Annotated in this window: 19 protein-coding genes; 9 read left to right on the top strand and 10 right to left on the bottom strand. The window is 73.2% G+C overall.

The window, feature by feature from the left end; translation table 11 throughout:
• The first annotated feature begins 87 nt into the window (after positions 1-87).
• A complete protein-coding gene (locus OG898_RS09805) occupies positions 88-1194 on the top strand; it encodes an esterase family protein (protein WP_250754444.1) in 1107 nt (368 codons plus the stop codon).
• 23 nt (positions 1195-1217) lie between these two features.
• Here OG898_RS09805 and OG898_RS09800 read toward each other — a convergent pair whose 3' ends face one another.
• The gene (locus OG898_RS09800; RefSeq protein ID WP_250754447.1) at positions 1218-2213 is read right to left on the bottom strand and encodes an ABC transporter ATP-binding protein; all 996 of its coding nucleotides are present in this window, start codon (positions 2211-2213) and stop codon (positions 1218-1220) included.
• 133 nt (positions 2214-2346) lie between these two features.
• On the opposite strand from OG898_RS09800, the gene OG898_RS09795 reads away from it, so the two are divergent.
• From OG898_RS09795 to OG898_RS09780, 4 genes are all read left to right on the top strand, one after another.
• Complete coding sequence (locus OG898_RS09795) at positions 2347-3081, top strand: ABC transporter permease (protein ID WP_250754449.1); 735 nt, start codon at positions 2347-2349, stop codon at positions 3079-3081.
• A complete protein-coding gene (locus tag OG898_RS09790) occupies positions 3081-3746 on the top strand; it encodes an ABC transporter permease (RefSeq protein ID WP_250754451.1) in 666 nt (221 codons plus the stop codon). Before OG898_RS09795 ends, OG898_RS09790 begins: the two co-directional genes overlap by 1 nt.
• Positions 3747-3804: 58 nt before the next feature.
• Positions 3805-4797, top strand: a complete 993-nt coding sequence (locus tag OG898_RS09785; RefSeq protein ID WP_266956194.1) for an ABC transporter substrate-binding protein — start codon at positions 3805-3807, stop codon at positions 4795-4797.
• Between the two features lie 97 nt (positions 4798-4894).
• Complete coding sequence (locus tag OG898_RS09780; RefSeq protein WP_266956192.1) at positions 4895-6052, top strand: hypothetical protein; 1158 nt, start codon at positions 4895-4897, stop codon at positions 6050-6052.
• On the opposite strand, the gene OG898_RS09775 is transcribed toward OG898_RS09780, so the two are convergent.
• The 4 genes from OG898_RS09775 to OG898_RS09760 all read right to left on the bottom strand — a co-directional run bounded on the left by OG898_RS09775 (position 6049) and on the right by OG898_RS09760 (position 9783).
• Positions 6049-7326 carry an alpha/beta hydrolase gene (locus OG898_RS09775; protein ID WP_266956190.1) on the bottom strand — a complete coding sequence of 426 codons (1278 nt, stop codon included), beginning with the start codon at positions 7324-7326 and terminating at the stop codon, positions 6049-6051. The genes OG898_RS09780 and OG898_RS09775 overlap by 4 nt on opposite strands.
• A gap of 71 nt (positions 7327-7397) precedes the next feature.
• Positions 7398-7613, bottom strand: a complete 216-nt coding sequence (locus tag OG898_RS09770; protein WP_266956188.1) for a hypothetical protein — start codon at positions 7611-7613, stop codon at positions 7398-7400.
• Between the two features lie 51 nt (positions 7614-7664).
• Positions 7665-8585 carry an arylamine N-acetyltransferase gene (locus OG898_RS09765; RefSeq protein WP_266956186.1) on the bottom strand — a complete coding sequence of 307 codons (921 nt, stop codon included), beginning with the start codon at positions 8583-8585 and terminating at the stop codon, positions 7665-7667.
• Positions 8586-8640: 55 nt separating this feature from the next.
• Complete coding sequence (locus tag OG898_RS09760; protein WP_250754463.1) at positions 8641-9783, bottom strand: NADH-quinone oxidoreductase subunit D; 1143 nt, start codon at positions 9781-9783, stop codon at positions 8641-8643.
• Between the two features lie 124 nt (positions 9784-9907).
• On the opposite strand from OG898_RS09760, the gene OG898_RS09755 reads away from it, so the two are divergent.
• Entirely contained in the window at positions 9908-10399 is a 492-nt protein-coding gene (locus tag OG898_RS09755) for a PH domain-containing protein (RefSeq protein ID WP_250754465.1), read from the top strand.
• A complete protein-coding gene (locus OG898_RS09750) occupies positions 10396-11865 on the top strand; it encodes a PH domain-containing protein (RefSeq protein ID WP_266956183.1) in 1470 nt (489 codons plus the stop codon). Before OG898_RS09755 ends, OG898_RS09750 begins: the two co-directional genes overlap by 4 nt.
• Before the next feature lie 179 nt (positions 11866-12044).
• On the opposite strand, the gene OG898_RS09745 is transcribed toward OG898_RS09750, so the two are convergent.
• Together OG898_RS09745 and OG898_RS09740 are read right to left on the bottom strand one after the other, a co-directional pair.
• A complete protein-coding gene (locus tag OG898_RS09745) occupies positions 12045-12749 on the bottom strand; it encodes a response regulator transcription factor (RefSeq protein ID WP_250754469.1) in 705 nt (234 codons plus the stop codon).
• Between the two features lie 2 nt (positions 12750-12751).
• Complete coding sequence (locus OG898_RS09740) at positions 12752-13951, bottom strand: sensor histidine kinase (RefSeq protein ID WP_250754472.1); 1200 nt, start codon at positions 13949-13951, stop codon at positions 12752-12754.
• Between the two features lie 106 nt (positions 13952-14057).
• Here OG898_RS09740 and OG898_RS09735 point away from each other — a divergent pair, with 106 nt between their 5' ends.
• Complete coding sequence (locus OG898_RS09735; RefSeq protein WP_250754474.1) at positions 14058-15110, top strand: SAM-dependent methyltransferase; 1053 nt, start codon at positions 14058-14060, stop codon at positions 15108-15110.
• Between the two features lie 94 nt (positions 15111-15204).
• Here the strand turns inward: OG898_RS09735 and OG898_RS09730 are convergent, their stop codons facing one another.
• Together OG898_RS09730 and OG898_RS09725 are read right to left on the bottom strand one after the other, a co-directional pair.
• Positions 15205-16755, bottom strand: coding sequence for a M28 family metallopeptidase (locus tag OG898_RS09730; RefSeq protein WP_250754476.1), 1551 nt, complete (start codon positions 16753-16755; stop codon positions 15205-15207).
• Between the two features lie 393 nt (positions 16756-17148).
• The gene (locus tag OG898_RS09725; RefSeq protein ID WP_250754478.1) at positions 17149-18273 is read right to left on the bottom strand and encodes a DUF5937 family protein; all 1125 of its coding nucleotides are present in this window, start codon (positions 18271-18273) and stop codon (positions 17149-17151) included.
• 735 nt (positions 18274-19008) lie between these two features.
• On the opposite strand from OG898_RS09725, the gene OG898_RS09720 reads away from it, so the two are divergent.
• Entirely contained in the window at positions 19009-19218 is a 210-nt protein-coding gene (locus tag OG898_RS09720; RefSeq protein ID WP_266956178.1) for a hypothetical protein, read from the top strand.
• Between the two features lie 81 nt (positions 19219-19299).
• On the opposite strand, the gene OG898_RS09715 is transcribed toward OG898_RS09720, so the two are convergent.
• Complete coding sequence (locus OG898_RS09715) at positions 19300-20394, bottom strand: low specificity L-threonine aldolase (protein WP_250752854.1); 1095 nt, start codon at positions 20392-20394, stop codon at positions 19300-19302.
• Between the last annotated feature and the right edge of the window lie 335 nt (positions 20395-20729).

Raw genomic sequence — 20729 nt, 5'->3', positions numbered from 1 at the left:
TCCACTAGGACGACATCGAGGGGGAGCGGGTTCACTCTTCCGTCGAGAAAAAAACTAGTCCTGCCATAGAAAGTCGACTGACTGCTCATGGGTCTCACCAGTAATACGGTTCTGGCGCTGGCCATCCTCGCCGGTGTGCTGCTGTTCGCGGCCACGGTCTGGTTCTGGCCGAAGCTCTCGGGCCGCTCCTGGCGCTCGGTCCTCGGCCGGATCGGCCTCCTGCTCGCGACGCAGCTGGCGATGTTCGCGGCGATCGGTCTCGCCGCGAACAAGTCGTTCCTCTTCTACGGGTCCTGGGCCGACCTCTTCGGCCAGGAGACCTCGGTCGGCAAGGTCGTCGACCACTCGATGAGCAGCAACGACATCAAGGTGGTCGACAAGCAGCACCTCGACGTGCCCGGCGGGACCAAGCCGGCGGTCGCCGGACAGATCCTGAAGGTGTCCATAACGGGCCAGAAGTCGAAGATAACGAGCCCCGGGTACGTGTGGCTGCCGCCGGAGTACTTCCAGCCGCAGCACAAGGACCAGAACTTCCCGGCCTCGATCGTTCTCACGGGTTACCCGGGCATGGCGGAGAACCTGATCAAAGGTCTCGACTACCCGATGAAGGCCTTCAGCCTGTCCAAGGCGGGCAAGATGAAGCCGATGATCCTGGTCATGATGCGCCCGACCCCGGGTGCGCGCGACACCGAGTGCGTGGACATACCCGGTGGCCCGCAGACCGAGACCTTCTACGGCCAGGACCTCCCGCAGGCCATCCAGAGCACCTTCCGGGTCGGCAAGAAGCCCGAGAACATGGGCTACATCGGCAACTCCACGGGCGGATACTGCGCTCTGAAGATGACCGCGCACTACCCGCAGACCTTCGGTGCCGGCGCAGGTCTGTCCGCGTACTACGAGGCCGCGGACGACCCGACGACCGGTGACCTCTTCCAGGGGGACGCGAAGCTGAAGGCCCGCGCGAACCTGCTGGAGGCCATCAAGGCGAAGCAGCCGACCGGTACGTCCTTCCTCGTCACCAGCAGCGAGAAGGGCGAGCCGAACCTCGCCGGCACGAAGAAGTTCATCAAGCTGGTCAAGGGCCCGGACCGGGTCTCCTCGATCATCCTCGACAGCGGCGGCCACAACTTCAACACCTGGCGCCGCGAGATCCCGCCGATGCTGGTGTGGATGAGCGGCAGGATCCAGGCGTAGCGGGACGGGCTGCGGGCGGGGGCTCAGGCCTCCTGCAGCCCGGCCCGGCGCAGCGCCCGGTGCACCCCTTCCGGGGTGAGTACGCCGACCAGCGCGCCGGAGTCGGGGTCCGTGACCCCGATCCGGCCCGAGTCCTCCTGGAGCAGCAGCGCGAGCGCCTCGCGCAGACTGGCCCCCAGCGCCACTCCGGCGGTGGGGGCCTTTCCGTCGGCGGAGGCGAGGTCGAGGTCGAGATCGAGGTCGAGGTCGGCCAGGTCGGCCTGCGCCACCGCGGTGACCGCGAGCCGCTTCAGCCCGCGGTCGGCGCCGACGAACCCGGCCACGTAATCGGTCGCCGGGGCGCCCAGCACCTGCGCCGGGCGGGCGAACTGCTCGATGGTGCCCGCTCCGTAGACCGCGATGCGGTCCCCGAGCCGGACGGCCTCCTCCAGGTCGTGCGTGACCAGCAGGATCGTTTTGCGCACGGTCCGCTGGAGCGCCAGGAACTCGTTCTGCAGCCGCTCGCGCACCACCGGGTCCACCGCGCCGAACGGCTCGTCCATCAGCAGCACCGGCGGGTCGGCGGCGAGCGCCCGGGCCACGCCGACGCGCTGGCGCTGGCCGCCGGAGAGCTGCTCCGGGTAGCGGCCCCCGTAGACGGCCGGGTCCAGTCCGACCAGGTCGAGGAGTTCCGCGGCCCGCGCGCGGGCCTTGGCCTTCGGGGTGCCGATGAGCTGCGGCACGGTCGCAGTGTTCTCCAGCACCGTCTTGTGCGGGAACAGCCCGACCTGCTGGATGACGTAGCCGATGCGCCGCCGCAGTTCGACCGGGTCGGCGGCGGCGATGTCCTCGCCGTTCAGCAGGATCCGGCCGGAGGTCGGCTCGATGAGCCGGTTGACCATCTTCATGGTGGTCGTCTTGCCGCAGCCGGACGGGCCCACCAGGGTGACCAGTTCTCCCTCGGCGACCTCGAAGGACAGGTCGGCGACGGCCGTGGTCCCGTCGGGGTAGCGCTTGGTCACTTGCTCGAATCGGATCACCCGGCCATCTTTCCCTACCCGCGGGGTCCGTTTGTGAAGGGCGTGTTGCCCGCGTGCGAAGGATTCCGGCCATTGTCCGTGCCGGGGGTTATGGTCGCTCCTACGTACGGTCGGTGACGGGGGGTGAGGGGCGATGGCCGGGCAGAGCTGCCTGGTGGCGAACGACTGGATCTGCTGGGAGTACGTCACCTCCCGCTCCCAGGAACTCACCGACGCCACCCTCGAACACGTGTGGATCACGGGCGTGTCGGTGCTGATCGGCATCGCCGTGTCCGTGCCGCTCGCCCTGCTGGCCCGCCGCGGCCGCCACTGGGCGGCACCCGTCCTGGGCATCACCACCCTGCTCTACACGGTCCCCTCGCTCGCCATGTTCTCGCTGCTGCTCCCGGTCTTCGGACTCTCGGCGGCGCTGGTGGTGACCGGGCTGGTGCTCTATTCGCTGACCATCCTCGTGCGCAACGTGCTGGCCGGTCTCGAAGCCGTGCCCGAGGACGTACGGGAAGCCGCGCGCGGGATGGGGTACGGCCCGGGCCGGCTGCTGTGGCAGGTCGAGCTGCCGCTGGCGCTGCCCGCCCTGCTGGCCGGCGTGCGGATCGCGACCGTCTCCACGGTGGCGCTGACGACCGTGGGCTCCATCGTGGGCAAGGGCGGCCTCGGCAACCTCATCGCACCCGCGGTGAACAGCTCCTTCAAGGCCCAGGTGCTCACCGCCTCGGTGCTGTGCGTGCTCCTCGCGCTCGTGGCGGACCTGGCCCTGCTCGGCCTCCAGCGGCTGCTGACGCCCTGGACCCGGGCGAGCCGCCCGACGCGTGCGACCCGGGCCGCGCGCGCCGCCCGTACCGCCGGCGTCAGCGGGGGAGCGGTCTGATGGGCGTGCTGGGACAGGCCTGGGACTGGCTGGCCGACGGGGCCAACTGGGCCGGGGAGAGCGGGGTCTGGCACCGGCTCGGCGAGCACGTGTACGTCAGCGGTGTCGCCCTGGCCCTGGCCTGTGCGGTGGCCCTGCCGGTCGGACTGTGGCTGGGCCACCTCGGCAAGGGCGGCGGCCTCGCCGTCAACGTCTCCAACATCGGGCGGGCCGTGCCGGTCTTCGCGGTGCTGGCGCTGTTCATGGTCTCCCCGCTGCGCAACGCCGGGTACGTGCCCACCATCGCCGCGCTGGTCCTCTTCGCGATCCCGCCGCTGCTGACCAATGCCTACGTGGGCATGCGCGAGGTCGACCGCTCGGTGGTGGAGGCCGCGCGGGGCATGGGCATGTCCGGCCGCCAGCTGTTCTGGCGGGTGGAACTGCCGCTCGCGCGCGGCCTGGTGATGACGGGACTGCGTTCGGGAGCCGTCCAGGTCATCGCCACGGCCACCATCGCCGCCATGGTCGGCCAGGGCGGCCTCGGCCGGATCATCACCGCCGGCTTCAACACGTACAACACCCCGCAGGTCGTCGCGGGCGCCCTGCTGGTCGCCGCGCTGGCCCTGCTCGTGGAGGGCGCGCTGGTGGCGGCCGACCGGCTGCTGCCGGGCGCGGCCACCCGCTGAGCAGGCCCCGACACCTCGGCCCACCTCTTGTTGGGCCCATCCCTTGAAGGAGATCGATATGAGCAAGTCCACGCGCGCCCTCGGCGCGGCCCTGGGCGCGGTCGCCCTGACCGCCTCGCTCGCCGCGTGCGGCGGCGACAGCCTGGAGAAGACCAACGGCGGGGGCTCCTCCGCCGCAGCCTCCGGGTCCTCCGAGGGCGCCAAGGGCGGCAAGCTGGTGATCGGCGCCGCCGGCTTCACCGAGTCCAACGTGCTGGCCGAGCTGTACGCGCAGGTCCTCAAGGGCGCCGGCTACGACACGTCGATCACCACGGTCAGCAACCGCGAGCTGTACGAACCCTCGCTGGAGAAGGGCGAGATCGACGTCGTCCCGGAGTACGCGGCGACCCTCGCGGAGTTCCTCAACGCCAAGGTGAACGGTTCCAAGGCGCCGACGGAGAAGCCGGTCGCGTCGAGCGATGTGACGGCGACGGTGGCGGCCCTGGAGAAGCTGGCGGGCCCGCTGGGCCTGAAGGCGCTGCCCGCGGGCTCGGCGGTCGACCAGAACGCCTTCGCGGTGAGCAAGGAATTCGCCGCGAAGAACAATCTCAAGACCCTTTCCGATCTGGGCAAGTCCGGTCTGAAGGTGAAGATCGCGGCCGGTGACGAATGCGCGGTGCGGCCCTTCTGCGCACCCGGATTGAAGACGACATACGGAATCGATGTTTCCGGTATCGACCCCAAGGGCGTCGGAACCCCGCAGGCCAAGCAGGCGGTCAAGGACGGCGCGGACCAGCTCGTCCTCACCACCACCACGGACGCCACCCTCGACAGCTTCGGCCTGGTCCTGCTGGAGGACGACAAGAAGCTCCAGAACGCCGACAACGTGCTCCCGGTGGTCAACTCCAAGGACGCCGGCGCCCCCGGGATCGCGGCCGCCCTCGACAAGATCACCAAGGCGCTCACCACGGCCGATCTGGTCGAGCTCAACCGCAAGGTCGACGCCGAGCGCGCCAAGCCGGCGGATGTCGCGAAGGCCTATCTGGAGTCCAAGGGCCTTCTGAAGAAGTAGGAGTTGCGCCTTTCGTGCGGCAGGTGCGGTAACTGCTCGGAAACAGATTCCCGGGCGGCTACCCCACACCCTGTCCACGCCCTGTAAATTTCAGGCCATGCCCCGTGGACGCCACCGCAATCCCGAACCTCTTCACCGGCTGCTCACGCCGACGGCCGTCGCCGGTGTGTCCGTTGCCGGCGCCGGCGCCGCCTGGCTGCTCGCGGAACCGATGGCGCTGCGCCTGCTCGTGGCGCTCACCGCGGCCGCCGGGCTGGCCGGCGCCGTCGTCATGCGCTCGTGGGACCTGGCGGCCGGCCGCCGGGTCACCGAGCTCGGGCGCGAACGGGTCAAGGACGAGTGGCGCACGGACGAGCGGATAGCCGAGCTCGAATCCGACCTCGAAGAGGCCCGGGTGCTGCGCGCCAAGCTCGATGCCAAACTGCGCGCCAAGCGGGTCGAACTCGCGGGCCTGCGCGGGGAGCACGCCTCGCTGCTGCGCCGCTACGCCACCGCCGAGACCGAGCGGGCGAGCGCCCTGGAGGGGCGCCGGCTGCTGGCCATCGAGGCCGCGGCCCCGGCCGCTCCCGCCGCCCCGGGTCCCAGGGAACTTCCCGCCGTGTCCGAGGAGCGCACCAGCGCCGGCGCGGCCACCTCGGTGGGCTTCGCCCGCGCCCACGCCGCACTGGTGGCGCTGGCCGACAAGACGGCCCGGCAGGCCGAGGCCGCCGAGGCCGCGGCGTCCGCCCCGGAGGCCCCGACCGGCCCCGCCGCCCTGCCCGCGGCCCCCGCCGCTCCCGCACTCCCCGCCGGCCAGGCTGCTCCCGCCGGCCAGGCGAAGCCCGCCTCCCCGGCGAAGCCCGCCGAGCTGGAGGCGCACGCCCGCCCCGCGCTCACCGGCCCGGTCCCCGCGGGCCCGGCGGCAGCCGTCCCCGCGCGCCGCCTCGCGGCCGCGGTGGCCCCGTACGCCGCTCAGCGCCGGCCGGCCTCGCGCGTCGAGGGCGGCTTCGACTTCTTCGGTACGAAGACCGCGGCGCAGGCCCGCGCGGTCATCGAGTCCGTGCAGAACGAGGACCTCGCCGACGTCGTCGGCGCGGAGGCACTCGCCGTCCACAAGGCGGAGTCCGTCCAGGACGGTGCGGAGCCGGCGGCCCTCGTCGACACCGCCAAGCCCGCCACCGACGAGACCCGCGCCGCGGGCCAGGTCATCGACCTGACCGCCCACGACGAGACCGAGCCGATCGACGTGGTCCAGCTGCGCACCGCCATCTCCTAGCGGGGCCCGTTCTCCCGGCCCAGCGAGTCGAACCAGCGGACGGCCTGCGGGGCCGAGCGGATCACCGAGACGACGTGATCGGCGTCCGGGCCCTGGTCGACGACCTTCGCGCGGACTCCGTGGCGGGCCAGATCGGCCGCGCACGCCTGGGTGTTGGCGAAGGGGACGTCGGTGTCGCCCGACCCGGCGTAGAGGCGGACCGGCGCGGCGGGCTTCCAGTCGCAGGCGTCGTCGTTGGTCTTCAGGGCCGTCTGCAGCGCCCCGCGCGGGGCACGGACGTTCTCGTACCACTCCGGGGTGAGCAGCTCCTGCGGTGAGGTGGGGAGCCCCGCCACGATCTCCTCGAAGCCGTGGCTCCCGTCGAACAGGGTTTCCACAGCCTGTGCGTAAGGTGCGCGGAACACCTCGGCCGGATCGGCGTAGAGCGGGTGCAGCCGGTTCTGGGCGGTGAGGAAGTAGGAGAGGTAGAAGACGGCGGTGTGCGGGTCGACCCGGCCGTCGGTGATGCCCGGCAGCTCGGAGCCGTCCAGGTCGTACGGACCGGCGACCGGGGCGAGCGCGCGCAGCCGGAAGCCGCTGGAGGGGCGGGACAGTTCACGGCCCAGGGCCATCGCCACCTGGGCTCCCTGGGAGAAGCCGGTGGCGTACACGTCCCGGGTGACGGGGCGCCCCAGCCGGTCGGCCGCCGTCCGGGCGGCCTTCAGCATGTCGACGGAGGCGGTGACCGAGGACCGGGTGTCCATGTACGGATGGGCGCCGGGCCCGCCGCCCAGGCCCAGGTAGTCCGGGGCGGCGACGGCGCGGCCGGCGGAGGCGTGCAGGTACGGGGTGATCCTGTTGTAGCCCGCGCCCCCGGACGGGGCGTCGTCGCGGGTGGCGACCGTGCCGTGGGTGTCGGAGACCAGGTCGAGCCGGTGCGGGCCCCCTCGGGGGAGCACGAGCAGGCCGGTGGCGGTGGTCGGGCGGCCCTGGGGGTCGACGGTGGCGTAGGTGAGGCGGTAGGCGCAGACCCCGTACCGGACCGTGGACGCGTCGAAGCCGTGGGGTGCGAGGCGGGCGGTGACGTCCGCGGGGGCGAGGCGCTCCAGGGCGGTGAGGGAGATCAGGTGCCCGCGGCCGCCCTGTGCGGTCGCGGCGGACGCGGGACCCGCCACCGGGTCCGGGGCGGCGAACGCCACGGGCGCGGCGAGCCCGCCGAGAACGGCGGCGAGCGCCACGGCGGCGGCCCCGCGCCGGAGCCACTGGCGGTTGCTGTGCTTCTGCTGCGTCGTCATGCCCCGAAACTACGGAGCCGCGCGTTTCCCCAACATCCGGCTATCCCACGGCCGTTACTGGTGCTGACCCCCTAGAACAGCGGGAGCTGGCCCGGGAGCGGGGACAGGGTGAAGCCGTCCAGGGTGGGGGCGGAGGCGCCGAGGGTCACGCGGGCGCGGGAGCCGGGGCAGGAGACGAGGTCCCCGCGGCCCCGCCCGGCGGGCGGGTCGTGGCGGGCGATCCGGCCGGCGGTGACGGCGCAGTCGCGGCCGCAGGAGGGGCAGGCCCGGCGGGGTGAGAGGGACATCCCCCAAGTCTGCCCTGCCCCGCGGACATCGGCCCGTCCGGCGGCCCGGGGTCAGCCCTCGCGGCCGGCTTCGGAGGCGGCCTCGCGGGCGGCCGCCCAGCTCTCGTGGGCCCGGCTCACCCGGGTCCACAGGGCCGTGCGGTCCGTCGGGCTCAGGTCGTCGAGCGCGCGGCCGAAGACGCCCTCCAGCGCGGCGTAGAACTCCTCGGGGCCGTCGAGCACCCGCTCCGTGTTCCCCTGTACCGGGTCGATCCGGCTCAGCACCCGTCCCCGCAGGGCGTCGATGCCGTCCGCGTCGCGCCGCAGGGCCGCGAAGGTCCGTACGAAACCGGAGTCCGCGGAGGTCGACAGCCGGACGTGCTCGGCCTCGAAGCCGGCCGCTCCCGCCGTCCCGGCGGGCTCCGCGCGGAAGTTCACGAGCGGGGCGGAGCTGCCCGGGTGGCGGTAGAGCCAGCCCGTTCCGGGCAGCCGCTCCAGGGAGTAGGCGAAGGACCCCTGGCGGTACGGGCCTTCGCGCAGCGGCAGCGGCTCGTACGGGCCGTCTCCGAGCCCGGCGTCCACGTAGAACCCGGTCCCGGTGCCCGGCACGCGGACGGTGAGCGCCAGGTGGTCCCCGCTCACGCCCCGCAGGGCGTCTTCGGACTGGGATTCCTTGTACACGCCGCCCACGTGGCGGGTGACCTCGTAGCCGAGGTGGTCCAGGAGGGCGGCGAGGGCCCCGTTGAGGTGGAAGCAGTAGCCGCCGCGTCCGGCGGCGAAGCGGCGTGCCGACAGCTCGGGGTCGATGCCGGGGGCGCGGCCGAGCTGGATGTCGACGTTCTCGTACGGGACCCGCTCCAGGTGCGCCCGCTGGAGGGCGAACAGCCCCTCGACGGAGGGCGCGCCGGGCTCCTCGATGCCGAGCCGCCGCAGGTAGGCGGCGTACATGGCGTCTCTGCCGGGGTGCGGGCCTGCTGCTGTGCCGGAGGTCATGCGGGCAGCCTAGGGGGTGTCCTGGCGCAGGCCCCGGGCCCGGGGCCTGCGCCGGTCACTTGTCGATGTCGCCGACGACGAAGAACAGCGAGCCGAGGATCGAGACCATGTCCGCGACCAGCTGCCCGGGGAGCAGCACCGCGAGCGCCTGGATGTTGTTGTACGAGGCCGAGCGCAGCTTGAGCCGGTACGGGGTCTTCTCGCCCTTGGAGACCAGGTAGTAGCCGTTGATGCCGAGGGGGTTCTCGGTCCACGCGTACGTCTCGCCCTCGGGAGCCTTCAGCACCTTCGGCAGCCGCTGGTTGATCGGTCCGGGCGCCAGCTCCGCCATCCGGTCCAGGCAGGCGACCGCGATGTCCAGCGCGTTGTGGGTCTGCTCCAGCAGGACCTCGAAGCGGGCCAGGCAGTCGCCCTCGGTGCGGGTGACGACCTTCAGGACGTCCTGGAGCTCGCCGTAGGCGAGGTACGGCTCGTCGCGGCGCAGGTCGAAGTCGACGCCGGAGGCGCGGGCGATCGGGCCGGAGACCCCGTACGCGTGCACGGCCTCGGCGGACAGGACGCCGACGCCGCGGGTGCGGGCGCGGAAGATCTCGTTGCCGCGGACCAGGTCGTCGTAGACGTGCATGCGCGTGTTGACGTCGGCGATGGCGGCGCGGGCCCGGCCCAGCCAGCCGGCGGGCAGGTCCTCCTTGAGGCCGCCGACGCGGTTGAACATGTAGTGCATGCGGCCGCCGGAGATCTCCTCCATGACGGCCTGGAGCTCCTCGCGCTCGCGGAACGCGTGGAAGATCGGGGTGATCCCGCCCAGCTCCAGGGGGTACGAGCCGAGGAACATCAGGTGGTTCAGGACCCGGTTCAGCTCGGCGAGCAGGGTCCGCATCCACACGGCCCGCTCGGGCACCTCCATGCCGAGCATCCGCTCGACGGCCATGACCACGCCCAGCTCGTTGGAGAACGCGGACAGCCAGTCGTGGCGGTTCGCGAGCATCACGATCTGGCGGTAGTCGCGGGCCTCGAAGAGCTTCTCGGCGCCGCGGTGCATGTAGCCGACCACGGGCTCGGCGCTGACGATGCGCTCGCCGTCCAGGACGAGGCGCAGGCGCAGCACGCCGTGCGTGGAAGGGTGCTGGGGGCCGATGTTGAGCACCATGTCGGTGCTCTCCGCCGCGCCGCCGATGCCGACCGTGGTCTCCGTCATGGCGGCATTGTCTCAGCCGGTGGGAGCGGCTCGCCGCTCGGTCCGGATTCCGGATCGGGGAGCGTCGGGCGGCGGGCACGGCACGCCCGGTCCGGGAGAGGGGCCGCGCGCCTAGGGTGGGGGGATGGACACGGGGACAGAGGGACGGGCGGGTCTGCCCGAGTGGGTGGGGCTGCCGGGTGGGCTGCTGTCGCTGCGCAGGCTGCTGCTGGCGCTGTGGATGTCCCTCTTCACGGTGGTGACGGCCGTCGTGCTGGGGCTGACCGCCGGGCCGGGGTGGGCGGCGCTCGGCGGGGTGTGGCTCGCGGTCCTGGTCTGGGGCTGGGTGATGCTCGGACGGAACTGGCGGTCCTGGCGGTACGCGGAGCGCGCGGACGACCTGCTGATCAGCCGGGGCGTGATGTGGCGGGAGCAGACCGTGGTCCCGTACGGGCGGATGCAGCTGGTGGAGGTCACCTCGGGCCCGCTGGAGCGCCGCTTCGGGCTGGCCTCCGTGCAGCTCCACACGGCCGCGGCGGCCACCGACGCACGGATCCCCGGACTCGCGCCCGAGGAGGCGGAACGGCTGCGCGACCGGCTGACGGAGCTCGGCGAGGCAAGGTCGGCGGGGCTGTGACGCCGGCGGTGGGGGCGGGGCCGGGCCCCGAGCACGATCCCGGAGCCGGAGCCGGAGCCGGAGCCGGAGCCGGAGCCGGAGCCGGAGCCGGAGCCGGAGCCGGAGCCGGCACCGTTGCCGAGGCCGGCACCGGCGCGGTCGGGGCGCCGTCCCGCGAGGCGGACGCCCCGGGGGCCGGGCAGGAGCGGCGGCTGCACTTCCTCACCCCGCTGCGCCGGGCCTGGGTCCCGATCGCCGCGACCATCGGCATCGTCGCCCAGCAGGGCGAGAACGTCACCGAGTGGGTGACGGCCGTCTCCACCGCCCTGCGGATCCTCGCGCTGGCCGCGCTGGTCGTCGTCTTCGGCGCGTACGGCTTCCTCAGCTGGTGGTTCACGCACTACGCCGTCACCGACACCGAACTGCGCATCCGCAGCGGCCTCCTCTTCCGCCGCACCGCGCACATCCGCCTCGACCGGATCCAGGCGGTGGACGTCACCCGCCCCCTGCTGGCCCGCCTGGCGGGCGTCGCCAAGCTGCGGCTCGACGTCATCGGCACCGAGGCCAAGGACGAGCTGGCCTTCCTCGCGGAGAAGGACGCCGTCTCGCTCCGCGCCGAGCTGCTGGCCCGTGCGGCCGGTTTCACCCCGGCCGAGGCCCCGCTCCTGGGCGAGGCCCCCGAGCGGGAGCTGCTCCGCGTGGGGCCGCGCGATCTGGCGATGTCCCTGCTGCTCACCCTGACCACCTGGGCGATCCTGGCCGGCGGGATCGTCGGCCCCTTGCTCGTGGGGTGGTTCAGCTCCAGCCCCTGGGTGGCCATGGCCACCCTGCTCCCGGTGCTGGGCGCCATGTGGGCGGCGAGCGCCGGCCGTTTCCTCGCCGAGTACGACTGGCGGGTCGCCGAGTCCCCCGACGGGCTCCGGCTCGACCACGGAATGCTCGACCGCGCCCACGAGACGGTGCCGCCGGGGCGCGTGCAGACCGTACGGATCGTCGAGCCGCTGCTGTGGCGGCGGCGCGGCTGGGTCCGGGTGGAGCTGGCGGTGGCCGGCTCGAAGAACAACGTGCTGGTCCCCGTGGCCACCCGGGCCGCCGCCCACGCCGTCGTCGCGCGGGTGCTGCCCGGTGTCGACCTCGGGGGCCTCGTCTTCGAGCCGTCGCCGCGGAGCGGATCGCGCTGGGTGGTGCCGGTGTGGTGGAAGGGGTACGGCCTGGCCGTCTCCCCGGACGTGTTCGCGGCCCGCCACGGCCGCCTGTGCCGGCGTACGGAGATCGTCCCGCACGCCAAGGTGCAGAGCGTGCGGCTGTCCCAGGGCCCCTGGGAGCGTGCCCGCGGGGTGGCCGACGTCCACGTGGACACCGGCGCGAACGGCACGGTCACGGCCCGGCTGCGCGGGGCGGCAGAGGCCGCCGAACTGCTCCACGCCCAGGCGGCCCGCTCCCGCACCTCCCGCGCGGCGGCCCGGCCGGACCGCTGGATGACCTGAGGTCCGGGCGGGCACGCGGTCCCAGGCGGTTCAGGCCGGGCACGCGGTCACCCTCACCTTCGACGGGCGGGGCGGCAACGACACCGTCCTCAGCCGCAACGGCGGATACGACCGGATCAACTACCCGCCCCGCCGGGCGGCGGTGGGGCGAGCCCGCTCCGCCGCCGCCGGGGGTGGGACTATCCCGCCCCGCCGCCCGCGCGGACCAGCCCGGTCTCGTACGCCAGGACCACGACCTGGACGCGGTCGCGCAGGTTCAGCTTGGTCAGGATGCGGCCCACGTGGGTCTTGACCGTGGCCTCCGACAGGACCAGGCGGGCGGCGATCTCGCCGTTCGACAGGCCCTGGGCGACCAGCATCATGACCTCGCGCTCGCGCTCCGTCAGCCGCTCGACGTCCTTGTTCCGGGGCTCCGCCGACGTCGACGGCAGCATCGGTGCGAACCGGTCCAGCAGCCGGCGCGTCGTGGACGGGGCGACGACCGCGTCGCCGCTGTGCACCGAGCGGATCGCGGCCAGCAGCTCGCCCGGCGGGACGTCCTTGAGCATGAACCCGCTCGCGCCCGCCTTCAGGCCCGAGAAGGCGTACTCGTCGAGGTCGAAGGTGGTCAGGATGATGACCTTGGGGTGTTCCTCGGGCTCGCAGATGCGGCGCGTCGCCTCGACCCCGTCGAGCCGGGGCATGCGGACGTCCATCAGCACCACGTCCACCTTGGTGGCCCGCAGCACCTCCAGCGCCTCCAGGCCGTCGCCGGCCTCGGCGACGACCTCCATGTCGGGCTGTGCGGCGAGCACCATCCGGAAACCGGTGCGCAGCAGTACTTGGTCGTCGACCAGCATCACGCGGATGGAGGAGCCGGAGGAGGGGCCGGTGGGGAAGGACATGGTCACCTTTTCTTCAGGGGGAGCAGGGCGCTGATCCGGAAGCCGCCACCGGGCCGGGGGCCCGCGTCGAGGGTGCCTCCGACCATACCGATGCGTTCGCGCATGCCGATCAGTCCGTGTCCGGCGCCGTCCGCGCCGCCGTCCGTGTACAACTCGTGGGCCGCACCACGGCCGTCGTCCTCGACGAGCAGGCCGAGCCCGTCGTCGAAGTAGACGAGCCGGACGCTGGCCTTCGCGGCCGGGCCGCCGTGCTTGCGGGTGTTCGTCAGCGCTTCCTGGACGATCCGGTACGCCGTCAGCTCCACGCCGCTGGGCAGCTTGCGCGGGGCGCCCTCGACCTCGAAGTCCACCGCGAGCCCGGCCGCCCGTACCTGCTCGACCAGGACCTCGATCTGCTCCACGTCGGGCTGCGGCACGTAGTCCTCGGACTCCTGCGGCTCGCCGGTGCGCAGGACGCCGAGCAGCCGGCGCATCTCGGCGAGGGCCAGGCGCCCGGTGCCGGAGATGGTCTGGAGGGCCTCCTTGGCCTGCTCGGGGGCCGCGTCCATCACGTAGGCGGCGCCGTCGGCCTGGACCACCATCACCGAGACGTTGTGCGCGACGACGTCGTGCAGCTCGCGGGCGATCCGGGCCCGCTCGGCGGCCACGGCCACCTTGGCCTGGGCCGCGCGCTCCTTCTCCAGGCGCTGGTTGCGTTCGACGAGCTGGGCGTAATAGGCCCGGCGGGTGCGCAGGGAGTCGCCCATCACCCAGGCGAGGGCGAACGGGATCATCATGAACACGACGAAGAGCAGGTTGTCGGTGGCGGAGTTCGACTTGTCCACGCCGTTGCGCAGGAAGTACAGCGCGGAGGCGCTCAGCCCCCAGCCGAGGGCCGTGCGCGAGACCCAGCGGGGGACGTCGGAGGCGGCGACCGTGAAGAGGACGAGGAGCATCGCGACGTCGTAGAAGTTCGCGTCCGCGCCGATGGCCAGCTGGTAGAGGCCGGTGGCGACGGTGAGCCAGAACACCGGGACGGTCCACTTGCGGCGCAGCGCGACGGCGCTGCTCAGCGCCACCACACAGGGGGTGGCGAGCAGCGCGGCGGTGGTGCCCTCGTGCATCGAGGCGACGACGGCCATCGAGAACCCGAAGAAGAGGACAGCCCAGAAGCTGTCGACGCCCGTCGGGTGTCTGCGGAGGAAATCGTAGAGGCGCTGCACGTAACCCAGAGTAGGGACAGCCGATAGGTGCTGGAGTCAACCAGAGGGGCGATCCGTGCGACGCGCGAGTACTACCCGAGGTGGAGGCGACCATAACCTTTCAGCGATGAGCACTCAGGGTGAAGGCACGGGACAGGCGGCTCCGGTCCGCTGGCGGACGGCGATGGAGCGGGCGCTGTACGGCCCCGACGGCTTCTACGTGCGCCCCGGCGGGCCCGGGCCCGCCGGGCATTTCCGCACGTCCGTGCATGCCTCGCCGCTCTACGCGCAGGCCGTGGCCCGGCTGCTCCTGTGGGTGGACGGGGAGCTGGGCCGCCCGGAGGAGCTGGACCTGGTCGACGTCGGGGCCGGGCGGGGGGAGCTGCTGGCCGGGGTGCTGGCGGCGCTGCCGCCGGAGACGGCCGCGCGGGTGCGTCCGTACGGGGTGGAACGCGCGGAGCGGCCCGCCGGGCTCGACGGGCGGATCCGGTGGGTGGGCGAGCCGCCCCGGGGGACCCGGGGGCTGCTCTTCGCCAACGAGTGGCTCGACAACGTACCGCTGGACCTCGCGGAGGACGGGCGGTACGTGGAGGTCGCGAGGGACGGTACGGAGCGCCTGGGCGGCCCCTTGGACGGTCCGGACCGGGCCTGGCTGGAGCGGTGGTGGCCGGGGGCGGACGCGGGCGCGGGTACGGAGGCGGAGGCGGGTGCGGAGGCGGACACGGGCCCGGTCCGGGCGGAGATCGGCCGGCCGCGCGACGAGGCCTGGGCTGCGGCCGTCGCGACCGTGGAGCGCGGGCTCGCGGTCGCGGTGGACTACGCCCACACCCGGGAGGCCCGGCCGCCCTTCGGGACGCTGACCGGATTCCGCGCCGGGCGGGAGACCGCCCCCGTGCCGGACGGGAGCTGCGACGTCACCGCGCACGTGGCGCTCGACGCGTGCGCGGGGCCGGGGGCGCTGCTGCTGACCCAGCGGGACGCACTGGCGGCCCTCGGCGTCTCGGGGGCCCGGCCCCCGCTGGCCCTGGCCTCCACCGACCCGGCGGCGTACGTCCGGGCCCTGTCGGGCGCGGGCGAGGCCGCGGAACTCACCGCGCGGGGCGGGCTCGGCGACTTCGGCTGGCTGGTCCAGCCGGTGGGAGTGGGCCGCTGGCCGAAAGCCGGCCCCTCCGGCGTTTGAGGAGCGGGGGTCCGGGCGCAGCCCGGGGAAACGGTGGAAGGGCGGGTAGGGGACTCGGCGCAGCGCACCGGCCCCGACCCGCCCCCCTTACCGACTACTCCGAATCGTGGTCGTGGCCCTCGTGGAGGCCGCCACCGCTGCCCGAGCCGTCGGTCGGCTGCGCCGGCACCGGCTGCGACAGCGGCGCCAGGTCGTACGCGTAGTGACCCACCGCGTCCGCGATGACGTCCACGTTGATGTCGAGCGCCTTCTGGTCGATGTTCGCCAGGGTGTCGCCCGCGCCGTGGTAGTTCACGTCGTACGCGACCCCGGCCTGCCCGCCGAACTTCGCCGCCTGCGCCGGCGTCTTGATGCCCTCGGCGCCCGTGAACGTACCGCCCGAGGGGATGCCGACCGCGATGAACGGGCCGTAGTCCGAGCGGCCCGAGAAGTCGGTGCCCTCGCGCGGGATGCTCTTGGAGTCGAGGAAGTCGTTGATCCCCTTCTCCAGCTGCGCCGAGCCCTCGGGGCCGGGGCCCGAGCCGACCTTGTCCGAGTCGTCGCCGTCGTAGACGAAGTACGCGGCGTTCGGCGAGGCGATCATGTCGAAGTTCAAGTAGAGCTTGATCTTCTTCTTCTGCTCCTCCGTCAGCCCGTCGACGTACGCCTCGGAGCCGAGCAGGCCGAACTCCTCCGCCGACCACCAGGCGAACTTGACCTTGTTCTTGATCTTCGTCTGGCTGCTCGCGAGCTTCTGCGCGACCTGGAGGATGCCCGCCGAGCCGGAGCCGTTGTCGTTGATGCCCGGGCCCTTCGCGACGGAGTCGAGGTGCGCGCCGAGGAAGACGGTGTTGTTCTCGTCGCCGCCGCGCGTCTCCGCGACGACGTTGTACGTCTTGCGGTTCTCCCGGAACTCGCGGATGTCGAGCGTGACCTCGACCGGTCCCGCGGCCGCGTCGGCGGCGAGCCGCTGGCCCTCGGCCAGCGTGACGCCGCCGGTCGGGATCTTGCCCGCGTCGGCCGAACCGATGGTGCCGTTCAGGGCGCCCTCGGCGTTGTTGTAGATCACCGCGCCGGCCGCACCGGCCGCCGCCGCGTTCTGCTGCTTGACCGCGAAGGCGCAGCCGCCGCGCTTGATCAGCGCGACCTTGCCCGTGAAGGCGCCCGCGGCGAAGTCGGCGGGCTCGCAGCCGTTGGTGCCGTCGGCGTCGACGGGGGCGACGGCGATCTGTGCCGTCACGCCGTTCGCCGGGCCGCTGGCGGTGTACGTCATCAGCTTGATCGGGACGTCGCGGCCGGCCGGGCCGTTGACCTTCAGGGTCTCGGCGACCGTCTCGACGTACACGAACTCGAACTCGTTCTTGGTGACCTTGTATCCGGCCGCGCGCATGACGAGCTCGACGTACTGGGCCGACTGGACGTGGCCCTTGGAACCCGCCACGCGGGTGCCCTTGTTGTAGTCGGCGATGGCCTGGAAGACCTTCAGGTGGTTGTTGGCACCCTTGCCGGTGGAGTCCTTGACCAGCTTGCGGGCCAGTGCGTCGGCCCGGGCGGCGTCGCTCTGCGGGCTGCCGGTGGCTCCGGCCGGCCCGGCGAGCAGCAGCGGGGAGACGAGGGCCGCGGCCGCCAGGGCGGCGGTGGCTGCGGCTATACGGCGTGAGGGCATGAAAGTCCTTCCACGGCAGATGCGCGAGCGCATGCGTAAGGCGTTTCGGCGTATGGCATGGGGCGTGCGAGGGTGCGAGGGTGCGGCGAAGCGGACGCGGATGCAGACCCAGGTCAGGTGCGTTGCGTCGGGTGGAGGAGCGGGGAGCGGGAGCGGTGGACGCACGTTAGACATCAAGTGGCGGCCATGGCCAGACTTTTCACTGATTCCGGTTTGTGAAATCCGTATATCGGAGCATCTGAGCCGTCGAATTCAGGCCAGTGCCCGCTTTTTGCCGGTTGTCCGCCCGCTGCCCGTGCATGCGCGGCCCACCGAACTGCCGCACGACTGCCGCGGAGTCGCCGCGGAGTCGCCGCGGAGTCGCCGCAGGGCGGGTGCGGGGCGGGTGCGGGGCTAGCGCAGGATGCCCTCGATGAAGTCGGATCCGATCCGCGCGACCGCCGCCAGATCCAGCTGGTGCTGGACGTACCGCCCTTGGCGGCGGGTCTGGATCAGCCCGGCCTTCTTCAGCACCGTCAGATGACGGGACACCTCCGGGGCGGTGATCCCGTGCGCGGCCGCCAACTCGCCGGTCGTGTACGGGGCGCGCGCCAGATTGCGGCACAGCATCATCCGCACCGGATGGGCCAGTGCCTCCATGCGCCGCTGCAACAGCTCCACCGACCCCGGTGAGGAGGCCAGTTCGGGAGAGCCGAGCGGGTAGTGGATCACCGGACGCCAGCCGGGGGCGTGCAGCACCAGCAGGTGGGGCCAGCCGAAGTTCGTGGGCACGAACAGCAGGCCGTCGCCTATTCGGGGATCGGTCGCGGTCGTGGACCCGTGGACCATCTTGTCCACCGTGACGGTGGTCAGTCCTTCGTCGACGCTCAGCGCCGAGGAGACCTCTTTGAGGGCGGCGGGCAGCCCCTTGCGGCGCAGCACCTCCGTCTTGTGCCGGACGTCCGCGCTCTGGCGGGGCTCGATGCGGCGCCAGGTCTCCGCGAAGAAGGCCTCGTCGCAGTCCTCGATCAGGCGGCGCAGCCAGACCCGGACACCGGCGGTGTCGTCGAGCACCCGCACGGCGAAGGCCAGCTGCTGCGGCCCGCGGGCGGAGGCCGTCTCCAGGGCCTTCGCCCGGGCGAGCGGATCGGTGAGCGGGGACGGCCCGTCGCCGTCGTTGTAGAGGGCCAGACGGCAGTGCTCCAGGGCGGCCGTCACGAACCGCTCGTCGTCCAGCCGGTCGAGTACGTCGAGCTCGGCGGCCAGGGTGGGGGCGGGCAGCCCGGACCCGCCGGGAATCCCGGCGAAGGCCATGAACAGGTCGGCGAAGGAGCTGCGCCACATGAAATCGCCCTCCAGCAGCCGGTCCGCGAGGTCCGGATCGAGCGCGGCGGCGGTGGTGGAGGTCCAGGAGGCGAGCCCGGGGTGGTGCCCGGGCTGGGAGAGCGCGTGCAACGCCATGCAGAGCTCTGCGAGGGGGGACGGCGCGAAGCCGATCCGCTCCGCGGGGAGCCCGGTGATGTCGATGGTGACGCTCATCGGATCATTCTGCCGTCGCGGGGCGTGCTCGGGCGCCAGGCCACGCCCCCTTCCCCCACCCGGCGCATCCCGCCCGCGGTGCGGCGCCGTTGCCGGGGACCAGTCCCCGGACCCCTGCGCCTCAATCGCCGGCGGGGCTGGGGGTGTGGTGGTGTCTGTTGGGCTGCGGTGGTGGGTCGGGGACGGGGCCGGGGTGGGGTGTCGGCCTGGACTGCATGATTTAGGCGCCCCCCGCTCTACTCCGACAGGGCGAAGCCTGCTCCCGCGCCACAAATCACGCTTTACGTCCCGGCCGACACCCCACCCCGTCCCCGTCCCCGACCCGTGCCGCGTCCCCAGCCCCACCGGGGGAAGTCTCAGCCGTCCGGCGTTTGAGGCGCGGGGTTTGGGGCGGAGCCCCAGGGGTCTGGGCGCAGCCCGGGGCCCCTCCAGTTCGTCCGGCGTTCGAGGCGGCCCGGGGTCTATTCAGCCGTCCGGCGTTTGAGGACCGGGGTCTGGGGCGGAGCCCCAGGGGGTCCGGGCGCAGCCCGGGGCCCCGCTTTCAGCCCGTCCGGCGTTTGAGGACCGGGGCAGGGCCGGCCCTGGGAACGGTGGAAGGGTGGGTCGGGGGCTTCGCCCCGCGCAGCGGCCGCTGCACCACCGCCGGCGGGGGCGGAGGCCCGCCCCCAGGGGGCCGATCGACGCCATCGGTCAACCAGCGCGCGCACCGCACCCCCGCAGGTTCAGGGTGGATACATGACCGCGATCGAGCAGTACCTCGTCGACACCTACCGGGCCTCGCAGCACGGCACCCCGATGCCCCCGCCACCGGGCCAGGATGACGTGGCCGTCCTGCGCGCGGTCCGCGCCTACGAACAGTTCCGGGCCGTCCTCGACGGCGCCCCGGGCCACCACCCCTGGCGCTCGGCCCTCCACCGCCGGCTGACCCGCCGCCACCAGACCTGATCACCGGCCCGCCCTCCGGGCCCTGCCGCCGCCCCGGCGAGCGGCCCCGGCTGCAGGCGGCCACCGCCCCGGCCGTCCGGGCTACAGGCGGGAGATGAAGTCCGCCACCGCCGTCGATACGTCGGCCTCCGTCCAGGTCAGGCCCGGGCGGGTGACCTCGATCTCCGTCACCGACAGGCCCGGCGGCCCGTCGGGGGACCAGCGGCGGAACAGGACCGTGCCCGTCTCCTCCGCCAGGCGGAGGCCCGCCTCGGTGAGGCGGTCCGCGTCGTACGGGAGCCAGACCTGGAACTGGTGGGTGTGCGGCACCTCCGGGTGGACCCGGAACCAGGGCACCTCCGGAGCCGCGGCGAGCGCCGAGGACAGGGCGGACGCCACCGTCCGCGCCTTGGCCACGTAGGAGGGAAGCGCCGGAAGCTCCCGTTCCAGCCCGGCCAGGGCGGACAGCGCGGCCGGGAACTGGCGGAAGATCTGGCCCCCGTACCGGTGCCGCCAGACCTTCGACTCGGCGACGAGCGACGCCGAGCCGGCGAGGGCGGCCCCGCTGAGGCCGCCGAGGGACTTGTAGAAGGAGACGTACACCGAGTCCGCCAGCGCCGCGATCTCCGGCAGCGACCGGCCGAAGTGGACCGTCGACTCCCAGAGCCGGGCTCCGTCGAAGTGCACCACCGCGTCCCGATCGCGCGCGGCGTCCACCAGGGCGGACAGTTCCTCCCAGGTGGGGAGGAGGAAGCCCGCGTCCCGCAGCGGAAGCTCCAGCATCAGGGTTCCGAACGGTTCCGGCAGTTCGGCGACCTCGGACGCGGTCGGCTGGCGCGGTTCGCCCGTCGGGTGGACGGTCCGGAGCCCCGAGACGACCGACAGTGCGCCGCCCTCCCACCGTTCCGGATGGCTCATCGGGTGCAGGGCGACCACCGGGTTCCCGGTCCGGCCGGCCCAGCAGCGCAACGCGATCTGCTGGGCCATGGTCCCGCTCGGGAAGAACGCCGCGTCCTCGGTGCCGAGCAACTCCGCGACCCGACGCTCCAGCCGCTCCACGACACCGTTGCCGTAGATGTCACCCGGCTCGTCGGAGTCCGGGGCCAGCCCGCCCAACTCCGCCAGCAGCTCGCCGACCGTGGCCTCCCGCAGACTGTCCGAAAGCTTCCGCCGTGCCCCCCGCCCGGCCACCACCATCCGCGCAGCCACGTCGTCCGCTGCCGAGTCGTCCGCAGCCCCGTCCGGGCCACCCTCCGCGTGCGTGCTCGTCACCCGACCGGCCGCCTGCTCCCCGGCCGCGTCCGGGACGCGCTCGGCGCCCTGGTCCGCGCCTGCGGCACGTTCGGCTGCAGCGTCCGGTTCCGCGATCCGCTGCGCACCCGCGCCCCTGCCGGGCTCCGCCCCCGCCCCCGGCTCCGCGTGCCGGTCCGGCGCCGCCCCCGGCCCCCCGCGCCCGCCCGGCTCCGAGCCGGGCCCCGCCGCCGTCCGCTCCGTGTCCTGGTTCATCCCCCGATCATCGCCGACCGGCCCAC

This window comes from Streptomyces sp. NBC_00193 (assembly GCF_026342735.1).
GTDB classification, from domain to species: Bacteria; Actinomycetota; Actinomycetes; order Streptomycetales; family Streptomycetaceae; genus Streptomyces; species Streptomyces stoeckheimensis.
The sequence above is the reverse complement of the archived record's forward strand: the minus strand, read 5'-3'. Positions and strand labels throughout refer to the sequence as shown.

What these genes read in the sequence shown, in the direction of transcription:
- OG898_RS09730 (WP_250754476.1), bottom strand. Translation starts at nt 16,755, where the DNA reads ATGCCCTCACGCCGTATAGCCGCAGCCACCGCCGCCCTGGCGGCCGCG.
- OG898_RS09775 (WP_266956190.1), bottom strand. Translation starts at nt 7,326, where the DNA reads ATGACGACGCAGCAGAAGCACAGCAACCGCCAGTGGCTCCGGCGCGGG.
- OG898_RS09755 (WP_250754465.1), top strand. Translation starts at nt 9,908, where the DNA reads ATGGACACGGGGACAGAGGGACGGGCGGGTCTGCCCGAGTGGGTGGGG.
- OG898_RS09745 (WP_250754469.1), bottom strand. Translation starts at nt 12,749, where the DNA reads ATGTCCTTCCCCACCGGCCCCTCCTCCGGCTCCTCCATCCGCGTGATG.
- OG898_RS09770 (WP_266956188.1), bottom strand. Translation starts at nt 7,613, where the DNA reads ATGTCCCTCTCACCCCGCCGGGCCTGCCCCTCCTGCGGCCGCGACTGC.
- OG898_RS09765 (WP_266956186.1), bottom strand. Translation starts at nt 8,585, where the DNA reads ATGACCTCCGGCACAGCAGCAGGCCCGCACCCCGGCAGAGACGCCATG.
- OG898_RS09735 (WP_250754474.1), top strand. Translation starts at nt 14,058, where the DNA reads ATGAGCACTCAGGGTGAAGGCACGGGACAGGCGGCTCCGGTCCGCTGG.
- OG898_RS09725 (WP_250754478.1), bottom strand. Translation starts at nt 18,273, where the DNA reads ATGAGCGTCACCATCGACATCACCGGGCTCCCCGCGGAGCGGATCGGC.
- OG898_RS09785 (WP_266956194.1), top strand. Translation starts at nt 3,805, where the DNA reads ATGAGCAAGTCCACGCGCGCCCTCGGCGCGGCCCTGGGCGCGGTCGCC.
- OG898_RS09795 (WP_250754449.1), top strand. Translation starts at nt 2,347, where the DNA reads ATGGCCGGGCAGAGCTGCCTGGTGGCGAACGACTGGATCTGCTGGGAG.
- OG898_RS09780 (WP_266956192.1), top strand. Translation starts at nt 4,895, where the DNA reads ATGCCCCGTGGACGCCACCGCAATCCCGAACCTCTTCACCGGCTGCTC.
- OG898_RS09805 (WP_250754444.1), top strand. Translation starts at nt 88, where the DNA reads ATGGGTCTCACCAGTAATACGGTTCTGGCGCTGGCCATCCTCGCCGGT.
- OG898_RS09720 (WP_266956178.1), top strand. Translation starts at nt 19,009, where the DNA reads ATGACCGCGATCGAGCAGTACCTCGTCGACACCTACCGGGCCTCGCAG.
- OG898_RS09760 (WP_250754463.1), bottom strand. Translation starts at nt 9,783, where the DNA reads ATGACGGAGACCACGGTCGGCATCGGCGGCGCGGCGGAGAGCACCGAC.
- OG898_RS09715 (WP_250752854.1), bottom strand. Translation starts at nt 20,394, where the DNA reads ATGGTGGTGGCCGGGCGGGGGGCACGGCGGAAGCTTTCGGACAGTCTG.
- OG898_RS09790 (WP_250754451.1), top strand. Translation starts at nt 3,081, where the DNA reads ATGGGCGTGCTGGGACAGGCCTGGGACTGGCTGGCCGACGGGGCCAAC.